The sequence below is a fragment of the Mucilaginibacter sp. genome (genome assembly GCF_039925265.1).
Classification (GTDB): domain Bacteria; phylum Bacteroidota; class Bacteroidia; order Sphingobacteriales; family Sphingobacteriaceae; genus Mucilaginibacter.
This window is the reverse complement of the sequence record NZ_JBDSZG010000008.1, coordinates 65,248-82,242: the sequence shown is the minus strand read 5'-3', so window position 1 is coordinate 82,242 and position 16,995 is coordinate 65,248. Positions and strand designations below refer to the sequence as shown.

The following is a 16,995-nucleotide window of genomic DNA, read 5'->3' as shown; positions in this document are numbered from 1 at the left end:
TTTATTATGGCAATGGTAACGGTTTTGTGGCTTTATTATAACAAAAAAGAGGCGCTTTATTGGGCGCCTCTTTGTATTTGGTTTATAAGCCGTGCTGGTCTATCAAATAAACCAGGGCTGCTATGGCGCCTGCACCCAGTTCCAGCTCGCGTTTGTTTACGTTCTCAAATACATCGTTTGGTGTGTGGTGGATATCAAAATACCGCTGCGAATCGGGGCGGAAACCTATCAGTACGATGGATGGTATGGTTTCTTTAAGCGGACCGATATCCGTACCGCCGCCGCCCGCTACCAGCCTGTCGGCCTCGTAAGGTTCAAACAGCGCCTTATATTTATCGTTAATAGCTTTCAATTGCGATGCTGGGATACCCTGAAAGCTGAAACCGCGCGGGGTAAAACCGCCTTCGTCTGTTTCTATGGCGGCGATGTGCTCCTCTTTATTTTGAGCGGCAACTTCTGCGTATTTAAGGCCGCCTTTGTGCCCGTTCTCCTCGTTCATAAAGAATACCGCGCGTACCGAATTTTTGGGTTTGTAGCCGGTTTTCTTAAAGATGCGCAGCACTTCTACAGATTGTACTACGCCGGTGCCATCATCATGCGCGCCTTCGGCCAGGTCCCACGAATCGAGGTGGCCGCCTACGGTAATGAACTTATTAGGGTTTTCGCTGCCGGTTATTTCGCCAATAACGTTGTATGATTTTACGTCGGGCAGGGTTTGGCAGCTTTGTTTAAAGTAGAATTTAATAAGGGGCAGCTTGCGCAGTTTTAACATGTTGCTAAGCTTATTTGCCGCAAGGGTAGAGATAGCCGCCGCGGGGATCTTTCGGCCGCCTTCTGCATACACGGTACCGCCGGTGTGTGGGTAATCGTCAAGCGCAGGGGTAATGGAGCGTACAATCGCGCCAACAGCGCCGTATTTGGCAGCAGCCGATGGGCCTGCAAAGCGTTGGATCCCCGCCGCACCATAACCCTGTCCGGTTTCGATAAACCGGGGATCGAATGGGCCGTTAAAGAAAACGATCTTGCCTTTTATTACGCTTTCGCCAAGCGCGTCCAGCTCTTTAAGGCTTTTCACCTCAACAATGTTGGCGGTGATACCGGCAGCAGGCGTACCAACCGACATGCCCAGCGCCGCGATAGGAACCTTGATGCGGGTTTTACCATCAATAATAAAACCCTCCTCCTTAGCACCGCGAACCCAGTGCGGTACCATTACTTCCTGAAGGTAAACCTTATCGAAGCCATAGGTATCCATGAGTTTTTTACTCCACGCTACAGATTTTTCTGCACCAACCGATCCGCTTAAACGCGAGCCTATTTTTTTGCACAGGTAACGCAGGTTTTCGTAGCATTCGCCGTTTACAAGAGCTTCATCATACAGCTTGCGTATCATTAATGAATCTTGCGCTTTAAGCGTGGTAACGGCAAAAAATAAAGAGAGGAGAAGTAAGAATTTCTTCATGGTAAATGGGTGTTTAAGCAAAAATAATCTAAATGTAATAGTTAAGATGTTATTTCAAGATTTATGCAACCTTTGGTTGCCAAAAAATTTTAACGTGTTTAACATCTACTGTTTTACGCGCCAGGGCTAAATCGTAATTTTCCTGGGTATGTAACCAAAATTCGGGCGTAGTATTAAAGGCAGTACTCAGGCGAAGTGCCATTTCGGTACTAACACTTTGTTTGCCATTAATAATTGCCGATAATGTTTTACGTGTTGTGCCTAATCCGATAGCAACTTGTTCCACGGTTAACTTTTTACCGGTTTCTTCCTGTAGTCCTTGTATAGTTTCCCGTATTAATTCGCCTGGGTGGGCGGGGTCGAACATATGCATTTTAAATCTCCTTCCTAATTAATGATAATCTAAATAATCCACTTCGTAAACATTTTCACTTATAAGCTGAAAAATGATGCGGTAGTTTTTATCAACTTTAACAGCCCAAAAGGTTTTTAACTCATCGGTTAATTGATGCAGTGCGTAGCCGGGGACGTTTAGGTCGTTAATAACTTTTGCTGCATGTAAGCGGGTTAAAATTAATCGTATTTTGCTTAAGTGTTGAGGTTGAAGTTTCGAGGCATCTCCTTTTTCGAAATATTGTCTCAACCCCTTATGGCGTATACTTACGATCATATGCAAATGTAACATGAAACGTTTCGCGTTGCAAACTTATTTTTATTTTTCACGAGATCTTATCCCAGCTTAAACCTGCATTTTTTGCCTGGAATGGCTGGTTTAGTAAAAGGTTTTCGGGGAGGGTGAGTTGTGGGTCTTTCTCCAGGATGCCTTCCACGCATTTGCGGGCCAGTATCAGCAATTCCTGATCGGTAGCCAAGTTGGCCACTTTCAGGTCGAGTACACCGCTTTGTTGGGTGCCTTCAATGTTGCCGGGGCCGCGCAACTGCATATCTATCTCTGCTATCTCGAAACCGTTATTGGTTTTTACCATGGTGTTGATGCGTATACGGCCATCGTTGCTGAGTTTTGGACTGGTCATTAGTATACAGTACGATTGCTCGGCACCGCGGCCTACACGCCCGCGCAGCTGGTGCAATTGCGACAGCCCGAAGCGTTCGGCATTCTCAATGATCATTACCGATGCGTTGGGTACGTTTACGCCAACCTCTATTACGGTAGTGGCCACCATTATTTGCGTTTCGCCTTTAATGAAACGCTGCATTTCAAAATCCTTATCGGCTGCGGCCATTTTGCCATGCACCACACTGATGCGGAACTGTGGCAGTGGAAACTCGCGACTCATGATCTCTGTACCATCCATCAGGTTCTTCAGGTCCAGCTTTTCGCTTTCCTGTATCAAAGGGTAAACCACGTATACCTGTCGGCCTTTGGTTATCTCCTGTTTCATTAATCCAAACATGCGCAGGCGCTGGGCTTCGTAAAAATGCCTGGTTTCTATAGGCTTGCGGCCGGCCGGCAGTTCATCTATCACCGATACGTCAAGGTCGCCGTACAAGGTCATGGCCAGTGTGCGGGGGATTGGGGTGGCCGTCATCACCAAAATATGCGGGGGCACAATATTTTTGCGCCAAAGTTTGGCGCGCTGCTCCACTCCAAAGCGGTGCTGCTCGTCTATTACTACCAAGCCCAGGTTTTGGTATTGTACTTTATCTTCTATCAGCGCATGCGTGCCTATGAGTATTTTAAGGCTGCCATCCTCCAGTTTTTCATGAATAACCCTGCGTTTCTTTTGGGGGACAGAACCGGTTAATAAAGCTACTTCTACAAAATCGTCGCCCACCAAACTTTTGATGGTTTGAAAATGCTGGTTGGCCAAAATTTCCGTAGGAGCCATAATGCAGGTTTGGAAGCCATTGTCTATAGCGATGAGCATGCTCATTAGGGCTACCACCGTTTTACCGCTGCCCACATCGCCCTGTAGCAGGCGGTTCATTTGTACGCCACGCTGGGTATCTATGCGGATCTCTTTTAAAACCCGCTTTTGCGAATTGGTAAGTTCAAAGGGGAGTTTATAGTGGTAGAATTCGTTAAAGTAGTGGCCCACCGTTCCAAAAACATTACCCTTGAATTTCGACGCGCGGGTGAGCTTGTTTTTGAGCAGTTTTAATTGCAGGAAAAACAACTCTTCGAATTTTAAGCGATGGATGGCTTCATTAAGCTGCGCAGCATTATCGGGGAAGTGAATGTTGCGGTAACTATCGGCACGGGGCGCCAGTTTAAAGCGGTTAAGCAGGTAGGCGGGGAGATTCTCGTGGATATCCTTTGCGTGCTGGTCCAGCAACCCCGCTATAAGTTTTTGCAGCCCTTTGCTATCAAGGGTAAACTGCTTTAGTTTTTCGGTAGAGTTGTAGGCGGGTTGCAGGGTGAGCGCGCCACGTTGCTGGGCTGCGCCGGAATTGTACAGCTCCATCTCCGGGTGCGCCATCTGGGCTTTGCCGTTAAAAAAACCGGGCTTGCCAAACAGTACGTACACCTTGCCGGGTATGAGGGATTTCTCTACCCATTTAATGCTTTGGAACCACACCAGTTCAATGACGCCGGTATCGTCCTTAGCCTGTGCTACCAAACGTTTGGTGTGCTTTTCGCCAATGATCTCCTTGGAGACCAATCGCGCCAGCACCTGCACATAAGGCATGTCGGGCTGTACATCCTTTATCTTATAAAACCGGGTCCGGTCTATATACTTATACGGGAAGTGTTTGAGCAGATCCTCAAACGTAAAAATTTGCAGTTCTTTCTTAAGCACTTCCGCACGGGCAAGGCCTACACCTTTTAAATACTCAATGGGTGTTTGAAACTGCTGGCTGTTCAATTTTTATTAATTCAGGGCTTTAACGCAATTATGGAGATCTCTACATTAACACCTTTTGGCAGGCCGGCAACCTGTACGGTTTCGCGGGCGGGGAAATCGGCAGTAAAATACTTGCCATATACCTCGTTCACCTGCGCAAAGGTTTGCATATCGGTTAAAAAGATGGTGGTTTTAATAATACTGTCGAAGTTAACGCCGGCTTCATCTAATATGCCTTTTAAATTCTCCATTACCAGCGTAGCCTCATCGGTAATGCCGGTGGTTACAATTTCGCCGGTGGCGGGGTTCATGGGGATCTGGCCGGATACAAAAAGTAAACCGCCTGCGGCTACTGCCTGGCTGTATGGGCCAATGGGGGCCGGGGCGTTGTTGGTATTGATGATCGTTTTCATGTAAGTTTGGTTAGGGCAACAGGTTAGCACGGTTACTTCTTGAGGATAAACCAGTAGATAAGCTTATAGATAATGCCAAGCACAAACATGCTGATAGCGATAGCATTAATAACATGCATTACCTTAAGATTAAAACTGGTGGGCCGGTTAGGGTCCTTTTTGCGGAAGAAATACATGCCGCAAATTTAACAAAAAAAAGAAAGCCCCGGGTTATCCGGGGCTTTCGCAATAATATTATTCTAAAGGAATATTATTTCTTAGCGAATGCTACACGACGGTTAAGTACGCGGCCTTCTTCAGTTGAGTTATCAGCAATTGGGTTTGTTTCGCCAAAAGCTTTAACTTTTACTTTAGATGCAGTAACACCAGAGTTAACTAAGTAAGTTTTTACAGAGTTAGCACGGTCACGTGATAATGACATGTTGTGAGCAGCAGTACCTTCAGATGAAGCGTAACCGTTTACCTGTACAGTTGCACCAGTTGAACGTAAGTCAGCTGAAGTAGCATCTAATGTAGGGTAAGATGATGTACGTAATACTGAGCTGTCAAATTCAAACTGGATGTTTGAGTAAGCAGTACCAGTAGTTGTCGCCATTGTAGAATCTGCTTTAGGGAATACGATAACGCAACCAGAACCATCAACTACGCTACCGGCAGGTGTGTTAGGGCATTTGTCGAATTGATCAGCAACACCGTCACCGTCAGAATCTTTCTTAAGATCAGTAACAGCGTTTTCAACGTTAGTTACACGAGTTTTAAGAGCTTCAACTTCTCTGCGCAGTTGTTCGTCGTACAATTCGTCGTACATCATAGCTACAGGGTTAACCCAGTCTAAGTTTGGTTTGCCTTTGCCACCTAAGGTGAACTCTAAACCAGCGTAACCGTAAGAGAATTTATCTCTTGCTTGTGGTTTAGCCGGGCTGTAAGAGCCATCAAAGTTATTACCATCAATAAAGTTCATGGTGTAACCTAAGTTAAGGGCAACCGCATCGGTAAGTTTAAATTTAACGCCAACGCCAATTGGAATAATTAATTCTTTAACAGTTCTTTTGCCATTGGTACCATCAGGTATACCTATTGTGGTAGGATCACCGTTAGCATCTGAACGATAGAATTGATAAACGCCCGCATTGTAATCAGCTTTACTTATAGCAATGCTTGGCTTATAGAATGCCAAACCAGCACCACCGGTGATGAAGAAGTTGATAGCGTTTTTACGACGGATGTAATCAATGGTAGCAACGTTAACAATACCGCTTAATGTTGCTGAGTAAAAGTTTGTAGAATACCCCCATCTTTGACCGTAGTCTACTCCGTTGGTCTGGTCATTGTGGCCTTTTACTTTACCACCATGTACGTCTAATTGCAAGCCGAATGAATGAGCCAACTGTGAGCGCAATGATATGCCATAGCCTAAAGCTATGTCAGCATCGGTCCATTCGTTGGTTCCGCCGATTGCAAGAAACGGAGAAGTAACACCAGCGTTGATACCGATGCTAAAAGTTTTGTACTGTCCCCTGCCACCAAATACCTTGGCGGTGGTTGTGCCAGATGACATTGTTGTGTCTGCAACTGTTGTTGTAGTGGTAACGGTTTTAGTGCTGTCTTGCGCACTTACCATTCCAGCAGTCAACAAAGCAGCGAACGACAAGGCAGCTGTTTTCTTTAATGTAGAATAATTCATAGTTTTAAGATTAAACGATTTATTTGTGATTTTTTTCAAAATTAGTAATTATGTTTGAAACGATTACCAAACTTTGTTCCAAAATTTACAATTACTACTACAAATAATGAAAATAAATTGTTTTTAGTAAAACACATATTCCTGAATTATGAAATATCTACCTGTAAATGAGCAACTATTTACAATTAATAGAAAAAATTTCGTTTCCCGACTTAAGCCGCGTTCTATAGCTATTTTTCATTCAAACGATGAGTTTTTACGTAGCGGTGACCAAAACTACATTTTTAAGCAAAATCCCGACTTTTTTTACCTCTCAGGCATCGATCAGGAGCAAAGTATCTTGCTTCTGTTTCCGAATTGTCCTAATCCGTTATACAAAGAAGTACTGTTTTTAAGACAAACCAGCGAGCATATAGCTATTTGGGAGGGTCACAAGTACACAAAGGACGAGGCAAGGGCCGCTTCGGGCATCCAAGCCGTCTTTTGGCTACAGGATTATGACAGTATTTTGCATGGCATTATTAACTACGCTGATAATGTTTACATTAACACCAACGAGAACGACCGTTACAGCCACACCGTACCATACCGCGATATGCGCATGTATGAGGCGCTCCGTTCAAAGTATCCTTTACACCATTACGAACGATCGGCCCTGATACTGCGCGACTTACGTGTGGTGAAATCAGATACCGAGATAGCGCTCACCAAAACCGCGTGCGGGCTTACGCGTGATGCATTTGTGCGTGTACTAAAATTTGTACAGCCGGGTGTAGCCGAGTATGAAATTGAGGCCGAGATCATCCATGAATTCATCAAGCAACGTGGAACGGGCCATGCCTACAGCCCTATTATCGCATCGGGCAACAACGCCAATGTGCTGCATTACATAGATAACAACCAGGTTTGCAAGGATGGCGAGGTGATACTTTTAGATTTTGGAGCCGAGTATGCCAACTATAATGCGGATATGACACGCTCTATACCGGTGAGTGGCCGCTTTACCCCGCGCCAGCGCGATGTGTATAATGCTGTACTGCGTGTGATGAAGGCTGCCACCAGCATGATAATAGCAGGCACCATATGGAATGAGTACCACGATGAGGTTGGCAAAATAATGGAGAGCGAACTGATTGGCCTTGGCTTGCTGGATAAACACGAGGTGGCCAAACAGGACCCTAAAGCGCCACTGTATAAACAATATTTTATGCACGGCACCTCGCACCACCTTGGTTTGGATGTGCATGATTACGCCAGCCGTTACAAACCCTTCGAGGTTGGTAACATCCTCACCTGCGAACCAGGCATATACATTCCTGCCGAAGGATTAGGCATCCGTTTAGAGAACAACATCCTCATCACCAAAGATGGCAACATAGACCTGATGGCCGATATCCCGGTAGAGGCAGCGCATATTGAGGAGATAATGAATAGTTAAGTTGGAAAGGTTAAAAAAGTTAGACCTGTTAGAATCTGTTAACATCTAAAACTTTTCTAACCCTTTAAAACCTTTTCAACAAAAATATAAAGATTAAAATACTTCTCCTTCAAAGCTTCAGCAATATCTAGCTGGAGCTTTTTTTTGTTGATGCCTGCCATGCGGCTTTGCTGGATGAGGTTGTAGGCTTTTTGGGTGAGCAGCAGTTCGCGGCGGCTGTTGGGTGTTTGGGGTGGGGTTAATATCATCCCGGCTATTTCATCTATTCCCTCGTTTTTGGTGGCAACCGCGCGCAACACCGGGATCTGCATTCCTTCTTTTTGATGGATGATCTTTTTAAGGTTATTGATAAATGAGTCGGCACCTTCTCGGTCAGCTTTATTGATGATAAAGGCATCGGCAATTTCCATCAGGCCCGATTTGATGTTCTGGATCTCGTCGCCCGCCTCAGGTACCAGCACCACGAAGGTTTGGTCGGCCAGGCCGGCGATCTCCACTTCAGATTGGCCCACGCCCACGGTTTCGATGATGATGTGATCAAAACCCGAGGAACGGAGCACATCGGCCATCTCAATAGTTTTGGCAGACAGGCCGCCCAGCGAACCACGTGTTGCCAGCGAGCGGATAAACACATCCGGATGGTTAAAGTGTGTAACCATGCGGATCCTGTCGCCCAGTAGCGAGCCAAAATTAAAGGGCGATGTAGGGTCGATAGCTAAAATGGCCACTTTTTTTCCTTTGACCAATAGCGCGCTGATGATGGCATTTACCAGCGTGCTTTTACCTGCACCCGGCGGCCCGGTAATGCCGGTTATGGGTGTAGTATTGTAAGGCAGCGACTTTAAAACCTCCGCGGCACCGGGCAGGTTGTTTTCTACAACGGTAAGCTCGCGCGCCACCTTTCGGAAATCGATACTGCTATGTAGATTGGATTTTGCCATTTGCCTCTGCCTATAAAGTAACAAAAATTAGATTTAATTAACCAAGCTTATATAAAATGAGCGGGGGCAGATAAGTATATTTGCCCCAAATATACCCTGCCGAATGAAAGTAGCCGGTTTTACATTTATCCGCAACGCTATAAAGAACGATTACCCCATTGTAGAGGCCATTACCTCTATTCTGCCGCTCTGCGATGAATTTATTGTGGCTTTGGGCGATAGCAACGATGGCACCGGCGAACTGATAGCGGGCATAGGCTCGCCAAAAATAAAGATCATTAATACAGTGTGGGACAACAGCCTGCGCAATGGCGGGCAGGTATTTGCCTTGGAGACCGATAAGGCCTTTGCCGCTATTTCGCCGGATGCCGACTGGGCCTTTTATATACAGGGCGACGAATGCGTGCATGAAAAATATCACGCTACCATTAAAAAGGAAATGGAAGCCTGCCTGAGCGATAAAAGTATAGAAGGTTTGCTTTTTAAGTACGTCCATTTTTACGGCTCTTACGATTTTTACGCGCAATCGCGCAGGTACTACCGCCGCGAGATCCGCATTGTGCGCAACAATAAAGGCATTCAATCATACCGCGATGCGCAGGGTTTCAGGTACGGCGACAGGAAACTGAATGTGAAATTAATAGATGCCTATATATACCATTACGGATGGGTAAAATCGTCAAAAGGCCTGCTGAGGAAGGGACAAAACTTCACACAGTTTTATAACCCCGAATACGTGCCCGACGAAAAAGCGATAGAAGAGAACGAATTTGATTATGGAAACGCCGACAGGCTGCTGCCCTTTAAAGAGACCCATCCCGCTGTTTTGCTGCCTCGCGTAGAGCGGGCCAACTGGAAACTGGACATCGATGTTAAAAAAATATCGCGTATGGATTTTCGGCGGAAGGCGCTGCAATGGATAGAGGATGTTTTTGGCTGGCGGATTGGCGAGTATAAAAATTATAAAGTAGTTAAATAACAGCAACCATACCACATAAAGCAATATGCAGAAGCCGGCAGTTTTGGTCACGTTTGATTCTATGAAGTATCCCAACTCGGGCTTCTACTACTTTGGCAAAAGTTTGGGCGATTGCCTGTTGGATGAAAATGATCAGCAGTTCGACCTCACGTACTACCTGCACCGCCGTGCTATTTATCAGTTCGAAGACCGGGTGAAAATCCAATACCTTTCCAAACTTCACAAGGTATTCTTTCCCTCAAGGGGACAGTATGACCTGGTACATTTTACCGATCAGTACTGCAGGCTGCGGCCACAGGGGGTTAAAGGCAAAAAGATATTAACCGTGCACGATATCAACTTTATGCACGAACAACTGCCAGCCCGGAAAGTGAAAAAGAAGCTGGACCGTTTAACACGCCATATTGATACCTGCGATAAGGTGGTGGCTATATCCAACTTTGTTGCGCAGGATATTTTAAAACATTTCCCATCAGCACAGGGCAAGATACAGGTGATCTATAATGGTGCTGATAAGCTAACCGTTACCGAGGACCATCAGCCGGCGCACCAGCCTTTGAGGCCATTTATATTTACCATTGGGCACGTGGCGCCAAAAAAGAATTTTGCCGTGTTGCCTGCCTTGCTGCATAACAATGATTATGAACTGATCATCGCCGGCATCGAAACGCCGTACAAGGATGAGATTATGGCCGAAGCCCGGAAATGGAATTGCGAAGACCGGGTGAAAATTACCGGGCCCGTTAACGATGCTGATAAAGCCTGGTATTATAAAAACTGCCTGGCGTTTGCTTTCCCATCTATTGCAGAAGGTTTTGGTTTACCGGTAATAGAAGCCATGCATTTTGGCAAGCCCGTGTTTTGTTCAACACACACCTCCCTGCCGGAGGTTGGCGGCAACGCTGCCTTTTATTTTGATAGTTTTGAAAGCTGGGCCATGCAAAGCGTTTTTGCAGCAGGGATGGAAAAATATAATTCGACAAAAGATATCCAGGCGGGTATCATGGCTCATGCCGAAACCTTTAACTGGCATAACACCGCCCGCCAGTACCTCGCGCTTTACAACGAATGCCTGGGTTTATAACGCGCTAATTTCTCAGCTTTTCTTTCAGCAGCCTGAACCGGTAACGCAACCATATTTTTATGCCGAAATTTTTAAGAATGAGGTCCCCTCTTTCCTTTTTAAATACCTCATCAACTGCGTGGGAGGATAAACCTTCGTGGCTGTAATTGGCTATGATATGGTCTTTGTATTCGAAGGTGAAGCCTTTGCCAAAACATTGCATGTTAAAGGCCCAGTCGGCAAAAACGCGGTAGCGGGTATCGTACCGGGCATCCTTAAAAACAGTCGCGGGGTAAATAATGGACTGATGATAGATGCCAACCTTAGCCATATAATAGGGGCTAACCCTACCGGCACGTTTTACCCCTTTATGGATCACGTTGGCGTAGTAGATGGTGTTTTTATCCGCAAGTTCGTCGGCAAAAGCGGAAAATTCCGGCAGCAGTTCATCATCGGCACCTAAAAAATAAACCCAATCGCCGATAATATGCTGCAAAGCTTTGTTCATGGCATCGTATATGCCTTGGTCGGATTCGCTTTGCCAGAAGGCTATGCGGGAAGTGTTCTCTTGTAAAATCTCCTGCGTACCATCGGTGCTGTTACCGTCGATGATCACCAGTTCTATATTCGGATAAGTTTGCGCAAATACACTATCCAGGCAGGCCTGCAGGGTTGCAGCAGCATTATAGGTAACCACAATGATAGACAGCCGCTTTAATGGGGGAGATGTTTTTTGTGGAGCATTCATAAAATTGGTTAACTATATTTGACGATATTAAGCTAAAATAGCTGTTTGTCAAAAATTATATCAGATAAATGCTGCCGAAAATTTCTGTCGTTATTGTAACTTTTAATGCAGCACATGTTTTGCAAGCCTGTTTGGATAGCATTTACAAACAGGCTTACCCCAACCTGGAAATTATAATTAAGGACGGCAGCAGCACCGATGGTACGCTTAGTATTATTAAAGCAAACGCTGATAAAATAACCGCTTGGAATAGCGAACCCGATAAAGGGATATATGATGCTATGAACATTGCACTCGGTTACGCAACCGGCGATTGGATCTATTTTATTGGTGCCGATGACGAACTTTACGAAGATTTTTCGGCGCTGGCAAAACAACTAAAAGATGATGCAGGCATTTACTACGGCCGTGTGCTCATCAAAGGCAAACCCACACCCGGCCCGGTGGATGCCTACAAGCATGCCAAAGATACCATTTGCCACCAGGCCATTATTTACCCGGCTTCGGTGTTTAAAAAGTACCGGTTTAATACCCGCTACAAAATCGCTGCAGACCATGTGCTAAACATGCAGTGCTGGGGTGATGAAAATTACACCTTTAAATTTGAGGATGTGCTGGTAGCCAACTTTAACGATACAGGCGTATCTATGACCAGGGCCGATGCCGCTTTCGACCGCGATAAAGGCAGGTTAATCTTGAAATATCACGGGTTTAAAATTTGGGCGCGGTTCAAATTTCGGATGCTGAAGGAAGGATTGTTTCCCCAAAAGTACGGTAAAAAGCTACCCAACTAAGCTATGGCGCAAAACAGGAATTTATTCAGGCTTACGCGTTTCATTTTATTAAAGCTACCCTATCTTTTCCGTTTTCTGGCGTGGTCTCGCCCAACGCGCAAGCGTTTGCTCATTGTAAAGGCGGATGCCATTGGCGATTACATCCTGTTCCGTAATTTTATCGGGAAGATAAAACTATCTGAAAAGTACCGGAATTACGAAATAGACCTGCTGGGCAATCAAGTATGGGAAAGCCTTACAACGGATTACGATGCGCAATATATCGGCAAGTTTTTTTTTACCAAACCGTACCAGCTTTATCATCAGCCATCGGCAGTTTTTAAATTGGGCCTGGTGTTGTTCCGCCGCGGTTATTCGATTATACTCAATCCATCAAGCACCCGCTTGTTGGTTACCGACGGACTTATAGGGATGGCCGCCGCCAAAGAAAGCCTCGGCTGGGAAAGCAATACAGAAGGCATCGACGCCAAATATAAGTGCAAAACTGATGAATTTTATACCACCAGGTTAACCCTGCCGTCGACTATATACCACGAATTTCATCGAAATAAATTCTTTTTCGATAATGTGCTGAACGAGCGTACTTTGATTGAGGGGCCAATGTTGCCAGTTAAACAAACTGCAAAAACAGGCATCATGATATTCCCCGGTGCGGGTATAAAAAAGAGAGGTTGGGAAACAGATAAGTGTGTAGCACTTATTAAACTTATCCTCCAAAACTCTGCAGAAAATGTCACCATTGCCGGCGGGCCGGATGAAGTGATCGTAAACGATGCTATTTGCCAACAGGTAAATTCCGAACGGCTCATAAACCTAACGGGCAAAACTACTTTGCCGCAGTTAGTGCAAAAAGTGGCCGCGTCGGTATTGTTGGTAGGTAATGATAGCGGCGCTATACATATGGCGGTTGCCACCGGTACATCATCCGTTTGCCTCACGGGCGGCGGGCACTTTAATAGGTTTGTGCCATATCCCGATGATTTTGCAAACGCCCCTGTTTGCGTTTATCAAAAGCTCGATTGCTACTATTGCAACTGGAACTGCATATACCAAACCGCTGCCGATGAGCGTTACCCCTGCATTAGCGTTATTACGGTTGATGCGGCTTGGCAGGCTGTGCAGCCGTTGTTGCCTGCTTAAAACGGGGGCATACGGGTAATTAGTTAATTACGCTAACTTTGCATTTTCTATAATATTTTTAATGAAGACATACTTCCGTCTGCTTTCCTTCGCCAAGCCAATTGAAAAATTTGCTATCCCCTATATTTTAACCACTATCCTGGCCATTATATTCAGCACGCTAAACCTGGCATTGCTGGCTCCGTTACTGCAAACATTATTCTCCGGCACCGGTGGAGCCATGGTAAAACCATTGGGTGTGCATCCTTCTTACCTGGATATCATGGGCACGTTTAAATACTATGTGCAATATTGTATTAATAGGTATGGTGCCTGGGGTGCCTTGCAATTTGTTTGCGGAGCGGTTGTGTTGTCGGCTCTGTTTAGCAACTTGTTTAAATACCTTTCGCAGCGTATTATGGAAAACCTGCGGGTGCATACACTTTTAAACCTGCGCAAAACCGTATTCGGTAATGTAATGAACCTGCATCTCGGCTTCTTTAGTAACGAACGCAAAGGGGATATTATCTCCAAAATTTCATCGGATGTGCAGGTGGTGCAGTTCTCGGTAACAGCCACTCTGCAAGTTGTTTTTAAAGAACCGCTAACCTTAATCGCCTACCTTTGCTGGTTGTTTGCCATTTCTCCGGGCCTTACAGTGTATTCGCTGTTGGTTATCCCTATATCGGCACTGGTAATTTCGCGTATTGTAAAAAGGCTGAAACAGCAGGCATCCGCATCGCAGCAAACTTTGTCTAACATGACGAGCTACCTGGATGAGGCATTGTCCGGCATCAAAATCATCAAGGCTTTTAATGCCGTTGAGTTTATTAAAGACAGGTTCAACAACGAGAATAAAAAGTATTCTTCTATCACCCGTGCTATGGCAAGGCGCCAGCAACTGGCGTCGCCTGTGTCCGAATTTTTTGGGGTATCTATGGTTGCAGGCATCGTATTATATGGCGGGCATTTAGTACTCAACAAAACGTCGACCTTATCGGCACCAGAATTTATTACTTACATCGCATTGTTCTCGCAGGTGATGCGCCCGGCAAAGGCCATGTCTGACTCATTCAGTAATATCCACTCCGGTATTGCCGCCGGTGAACGGGTGTTGGAGCTAATAGACGAAAAGCCTTTAATAACCGATATTGTGGGTGCCGAAGTACTGAAAGATTTTACAGGCGAAATAAAATTTGAGAATGTATCATTCGCCTATAACGAGCGGCAGGTGTTATCCAATGTAAATATCACTATCCCGAGTGGGAAATCTGTGGCATTGGTTGGCCCATCGGGCGGTGGTAAATCTACCATGATGGATATGATCCCCCGCTTTATGGACCCGCAGGAAGGATGTATTACACTTGATGGGCACGATATAAAATACGTAACTGCCGATTCGCTACGCAGTTTGATGGGGGTGGTAAACCAGGAGTCGCTTCTATTTAACGATACCATTTACAATAACATCGCCTTTGGTAAAAAAGATGCGAAGCCCGAAGAAGTGGAAGCTGCCGCACGCATTGCCAATGCCCATAACTTTATTTTAGAAACCGATAACGGCTACCAAACCAATGTAGGCGATAGGGGCACTAAGCTCTCCGGCGGGCAAAGGCAGCGTATTTGTATTGCCCGCGCGGTGCTCAACAACCCGCCAATTATGCTGCTGGACGAAGCCACCTCGGCCCTGGATACCGAATCGGAAAAACTGGTGCAGGATGCCCTGAATAACCTGATGAAGAACCGTACATCGCTGATTATAGCGCACAGGCTTAGCACTATTCAGAACGCCGATAAAATCATTGTGCTGGAAGGTGGTAAGGTGATAGAGGAAGGCAGCCACCAGGAGTTATTGCAAAACAACGGGTTGTATCGTAAGCTTATTGATATGCAGGCCTTTAACGCCGATTAAATAAAGAAACTAAGCTGAAATTTCATGACCGACTTTAAAGTAGCCATAGTTATCCCTTTTCATAAAAAAACATTATCTCCGCTGGAACAGGTTTCGCTGAATCAGTTAAAAAAAACCTTATCAACTTATCCACTTATCGTGATTAAGCCAGAATCGGGCGATATGCCTGCGGAACTTACCCAAGCACCTTTTTTAACAGAAGCTTTTGACGATAAGTTTTTTAAAGACCCTAAGGGCTACAATAATTTGGTGATGGCTACCGAGTTTTACCAGCGGTTTTTGAATTACGATTATATGCTGATATACCAGCTTGATGTTTTTGTTTTTAAAGACGAACTACAGTATTGGTGCAATAAAGGGTACGATTACATTGGCGCCCCGTGGATACACAAGTATGATTATCCTGATATTGTAAAAGCTGCAAAATCTAAACTATTAAGCTATTGGCACACCCGTTTTAACGTTAGTAACGACGGGCTTCCCTCGCTAATACAAATAGAAAATAAAGTTGGCAACGGCGGCTTTTCGTTGAGGCGGGTAAAGAAGTTCTACGATGTTACTTTAACCATGAAGGATGAGATCGCTTACTACTACGACAAGCGCCATCATCTTTTTAATGAGGATGTTTTTTGGAGCATAGAAGTTAACCGCAAACGTAAGGTGCTTAAAATTCCCGGCTACCGCGAAGCAATGGCGTTTGCTATTGAAAACCATCCAGAACGCGGGTTAAGCATTAATCAAAATAAATTGCCATTTGGCTGCCACGCCTGGGATCGGCATCTTGATTTTTGGAGAAGCATCTTTAAGGTCTACGGATACGATATATAATCCTCCGTGAAGATAAAGGGCTCATCAAACGATCAGCCCTTTATTCTTATATGACATATTTTACTGAAACTTAAACCCTAAGCCGATCTGGAAAACCTGGTTGCGGTAATCGGGTATGCTGGAGTTTGCGTCGCCGCGGTTTTGGTTAAAGTCCAGCGCGTAACGAAAACGGAGCTCGGCGTTGCGGTTAAGATCGAAACCAACACCAATTAAGCCCGATAGGTAACTTTTGTCGCGCAGGCCGTCGTAATTATCGCGGTATATGGTGCTAAAACCATCATCGTAAGTATTACGGGTTGATGTTTGGAAAGTAAGCTGCGGGCCAACTACGATATTAAAACCTTTGGTTACACGTAATTTGGCAAGCAAGGGGATATCGATAAAATTGGTGCGCTGGCGGAAGGTGCCATCCGGTGTTTCGGCCTTGTAACCTTTTTGGGAGAATAAAAATTCCGGCGCGAAGGATAGCGGGTAAACTATCGGAAGTTCGAATGTTAAACCAATGTGCGCGCCTGCAACGCTGCTGGTGCTAAAATCGGCATTGTAAGCATCAACCGTGTTGCTGATGTTTAAACCACCGGCAATACCCACCTTGGGTTTGTACCAATCATCAACGGGGCGGTAACGGTGTGACTGCTGCTGCGGTGGTAGGCGCCTAACTACACGGCGCGGGTACCGGCGGGGGCCATCCTGCGCATTCACCGAGGCCGCTATGGTGAGCAGGCCTATCGCTAAAAAGAGTAATTTTTTCATGTTTTTTTTGATGTTTATCGAAGCTGTTGAGGCATACGTTGCCCGCGCCGCTTA

At 45.5% G+C, this 16,995-nt stretch carries 17 protein-coding genes; 7 read left to right on the top strand and 10 right to left on the bottom strand.

Translation table 11 applies throughout. From position 1 onward, the window contains the following. Nucleotides 1-82: 82 nt before the first annotated feature. From ABIX36_RS02370 to ABIX36_RS02340, 7 genes are all read right to left on the bottom strand, one after another. The gene (locus tag ABIX36_RS02370; protein WP_348080559.1) at nt 83-1,462 is read right to left on the bottom strand and encodes a M20/M25/M40 family metallo-hydrolase; all 1,380 of its coding nucleotides are present in this window, start codon (nt 1,460-1,462) and stop codon (nt 83-85) included. Nucleotides 1,463-1,523: 61 nt separating this feature from the next. Beyond that, nucleotides 1,524-1,835, bottom strand: a complete 312-nt coding sequence (locus tag ABIX36_RS02365) for a HigA family addiction module antitoxin (RefSeq protein WP_128532827.1) — start codon at nt 1,833-1,835, stop codon at nt 1,524-1,526. Between the two features lie 18 nt (nt 1,836-1,853). After that, nucleotides 1,854-2,132, bottom strand: coding sequence for a type II toxin-antitoxin system RelE/ParE family toxin (locus tag ABIX36_RS02360; protein ID WP_348080558.1), 279 nt, complete (start codon nt 2,130-2,132; stop codon nt 1,854-1,856). A 49-nt stretch (nt 2,133-2,181) separates the two neighbouring features. Beyond that, complete coding sequence (gene recG, locus ABIX36_RS02355; protein WP_348080557.1) at nt 2,182-4,290, bottom strand: ATP-dependent DNA helicase RecG; 2,109 nt, start codon at nt 4,288-4,290, stop codon at nt 2,182-2,184. An 11-nt stretch (nt 4,291-4,301) separates the two neighbouring features. Next, nucleotides 4,302-4,682 (bottom strand): RidA family protein, encoded by a 381-nt coding sequence (locus ABIX36_RS02350; protein WP_348080556.1) that lies wholly within the window; start codon nt 4,680-4,682, stop codon nt 4,302-4,304. Between the two features lie 32 nt (nt 4,683-4,714). Further along, nucleotides 4,715-4,858 carry a DUF6728 family protein gene (locus tag ABIX36_RS02345; protein WP_348080555.1) on the bottom strand — a complete coding sequence of 48 codons (144 nt, stop codon included), beginning with the start codon at nt 4,856-4,858 and terminating at the stop codon, nt 4,715-4,717. A gap of 74 nt (nt 4,859-4,932) precedes the next feature. Next, nucleotides 4,933-6,405 (bottom strand): OmpA family protein, encoded by a 1,473-nt coding sequence (locus ABIX36_RS02340; RefSeq protein WP_348080554.1) that lies wholly within the window; start codon nt 6,403-6,405, stop codon nt 4,933-4,935. Between the two features lie 109 nt (nt 6,406-6,514). Between ABIX36_RS02340 and ABIX36_RS02335 the strand changes: the two genes are divergently transcribed. Next, nucleotides 6,515-7,804, top strand: coding sequence for an aminopeptidase P family protein (locus tag ABIX36_RS02335; RefSeq protein ID WP_348080553.1), 1,290 nt, complete (start codon nt 6,515-6,517; stop codon nt 7,802-7,804). Nucleotides 7,805-7,860: 56 nt separating this feature from the next. On the opposite strand, the gene meaB is transcribed toward ABIX36_RS02335, so the two are convergent. Continuing rightward, nucleotides 7,861-8,745: a methylmalonyl Co-A mutase-associated GTPase MeaB gene (gene meaB, locus ABIX36_RS02330; RefSeq protein ID WP_348080552.1), complete on the bottom strand. Its 885-nt coding sequence runs from the start codon at nt 8,743-8,745 to the stop codon at nt 7,861-7,863. A 103-nt stretch (nt 8,746-8,848) separates the two neighbouring features. Here meaB and ABIX36_RS02325 point away from each other — a divergent pair, with 103 nt between their 5' ends. Both ABIX36_RS02325 and ABIX36_RS02320 read left to right on the top strand, forming a co-directional pair. Further along, nucleotides 8,849-9,724 (top strand): glycosyltransferase family 2 protein, encoded by an 876-nt coding sequence (locus ABIX36_RS02325; protein WP_348080551.1) that lies wholly within the window; start codon nt 8,849-8,851, stop codon nt 9,722-9,724. 25 nt (nt 9,725-9,749) lie between these two features. Continuing rightward, nucleotides 9,750-10,808 carry a glycosyltransferase family 1 protein gene (locus tag ABIX36_RS02320; protein WP_348080550.1) on the top strand — a complete coding sequence of 353 codons (1,059 nt, stop codon included), beginning with the start codon at nt 9,750-9,752 and terminating at the stop codon, nt 10,806-10,808. 4 nt (nt 10,809-10,812) lie between these two features. On the opposite strand, the gene ABIX36_RS02315 is transcribed toward ABIX36_RS02320, so the two are convergent. Then, on the bottom strand, nt 10,813-11,535 hold the full coding sequence (locus tag ABIX36_RS02315; RefSeq protein WP_348080549.1) for a glycosyltransferase family 2 protein: 723 nt from the start codon (nt 11,533-11,535) through the stop codon (nt 10,813-10,815). 68 nt (nt 11,536-11,603) lie between these two features. Between ABIX36_RS02315 and ABIX36_RS02310 the strand changes: the two genes are divergently transcribed. From ABIX36_RS02310 to ABIX36_RS02295, 4 genes are all read left to right on the top strand, one after another. Next, nucleotides 11,604-12,329, top strand: a complete 726-nt coding sequence (locus ABIX36_RS02310) for a glycosyltransferase family 2 protein (protein WP_348080548.1) — start codon at nt 11,604-11,606, stop codon at nt 12,327-12,329. Nucleotides 12,330-12,332: 3 nt separating this feature from the next. Continuing rightward, nucleotides 12,333-13,469, top strand: a complete 1,137-nt coding sequence (locus ABIX36_RS02305; RefSeq protein ID WP_348080547.1) for a glycosyltransferase family 9 protein — start codon at nt 12,333-12,335, stop codon at nt 13,467-13,469. 61 nt (nt 13,470-13,530) lie between these two features. Next, nucleotides 13,531-15,360 carry an ABC transporter ATP-binding protein gene (locus ABIX36_RS02300; RefSeq protein WP_348080546.1) on the top strand — a complete coding sequence of 610 codons (1,830 nt, stop codon included), beginning with the start codon at nt 13,531-13,533 and terminating at the stop codon, nt 15,358-15,360. A 24-nt stretch (nt 15,361-15,384) separates the two neighbouring features. Then, the gene (locus ABIX36_RS02295) at nt 15,385-16,188 is read left to right on the top strand and encodes a DUF5672 family protein (RefSeq protein WP_348080545.1); all 804 of its coding nucleotides are present in this window, start codon (nt 15,385-15,387) and stop codon (nt 16,186-16,188) included. Between the two features lie 60 nt (nt 16,189-16,248). Here the strand turns inward: ABIX36_RS02295 and ABIX36_RS02290 are convergent, their stop codons facing one another. Next, complete coding sequence (locus ABIX36_RS02290) at nt 16,249-16,941, bottom strand: porin family protein (protein ID WP_348080544.1); 693 nt, start codon at nt 16,939-16,941, stop codon at nt 16,249-16,251. Nucleotides 16,942-16,995: the final 54 nt, after the last annotated feature.